1 protein-coding gene and 1 pseudogene are annotated in these 1,257 nt (G+C 42.0%); both read left to right on the forward strand.

The annotated features are described in order from the left end of the window. A pseudogene (locus ASF71_RS24635) lies at positions 1 to 154 on the forward strand (IS4 family transposase); the annotation flags it as partial. 123 nt (positions 155 to 277) lie between these two features. Next, positions 278 to 751, forward strand: coding sequence for a hypothetical protein (locus ASF71_RS24455; RefSeq protein WP_156373063.1), 474 nt, complete (start codon positions 278 to 280; stop codon positions 749 to 751). Positions 752 to 1,257 lie beyond the last annotated feature (506 nt).

Raw genomic sequence — 1,257 nt, forward strand, 5'->3', positions numbered from 1 at the left:
TGGACGTCGAGCCGTCAGCACCGTTCGGCACGGCGCACAGCATTTGAACGATGCCCTGCGCTGGAAACCAGAACGACTGGTGACCTTTCTGGAGGCGATCAGCAGCCCTTTTTCAGCGTCAGGAGCAGTAAAAAATGAAGTTGTCATCTACTGAGGAGGGCGTGTTGAAGTTGCTCGGCAGAGGAGAGGTGAGCTCTGGACATGCCGTCGTCGCTTCCCGTGAGGGGAGGGTCACTCCATCAAATGGATGGTTATCAGATGGAATAGATTCTTGTACATGAAAAATACGAAATTTAGTGAAGCTCTCGCGATAGTCAACGAAAACAGAATCTTTTTTCCGGATGAACAAGTTATAAGTATTTTTAAAAACGACAGGCTGGCAGAAGGTTGGTCACTTGATAACAGTGTCGATATCCTTCTAAGCAATTTACTAGGGATTGGGGAATTTAAACTGCCCAGACGTACCTGGATAAGATTTTTTACGCCTGACTTGTATGACACCAGAGCAACAGCCGTTTTCTGGTATGAACAGACGGGAGAAAACATCTTTCCTTTTGCGGCTGAAGATCCAAACAGATATTACATTTCTTCAAACGGCAAAGTATATGGCGACATAAGAGACGTAAATATATTAGAACATTATGGTACTTTTGATCAAGATGGATTGTATAATATAATATTTGGCAAAATACTTAAAACTGAAGAGTTAAGTTTTGACGATGATCATTACGATAGGTATTCAATACAATAATCGTAACCAGTCAACATGAGTCAAAACTCTCACTGAGTGATTACGATTTTTGTCCGTCTGCTTTGTTCGAATAATGCTCTAAGCCGAAGGAGTTGGTCTTATCGTTGCATTCGGTGAGTTTTATTTTCAGAGATTATTGTTCTCGGTTGTCGCGTCTCTGATCTTGACATTTTTTGCTTTACTAATAGGGATTATAGAGGGTATTTTTATTACAGGTTTCAGATTCGTTGGTATAAATGTATTATTTTATGCCGGATTCACTCTATTTCTAAGTTTACCAGTTTCAATCACCATAGCTCCATTAATTGCCTACGCCGTTAGAAATCTAAACATCTGGCTAAAGCTTTTGACTTATATTGCTTTTGCCGGAAGTATAGCCTGTTGGATTGGGATCTACTTTGATCAGACTCAGGAGTTGCACCTGCATAAGACGAAAAAAGCGCTCCCAGACGCGAGAGTCTGGGAGTGTCGAAGTCACAGCCTCTCTGGGAGCGTGCCCGCATTCT

This window comes from Deinococcus sp. Leaf326, assembly GCF_001424185.1.
Classification (GTDB): Bacteria; Deinococcota; Deinococci; order Deinococcales; family Deinococcaceae; genus Deinococcus.

Excerpts from the sequence above, each read along its gene's own strand:
- ASF71_RS24455 (WP_156373063.1), top strand. The coding sequence starts at position 278 with ATGAAAAATACGAAATTTAGTGAAGCTCTCGCGATAGTCAACGAAAAC.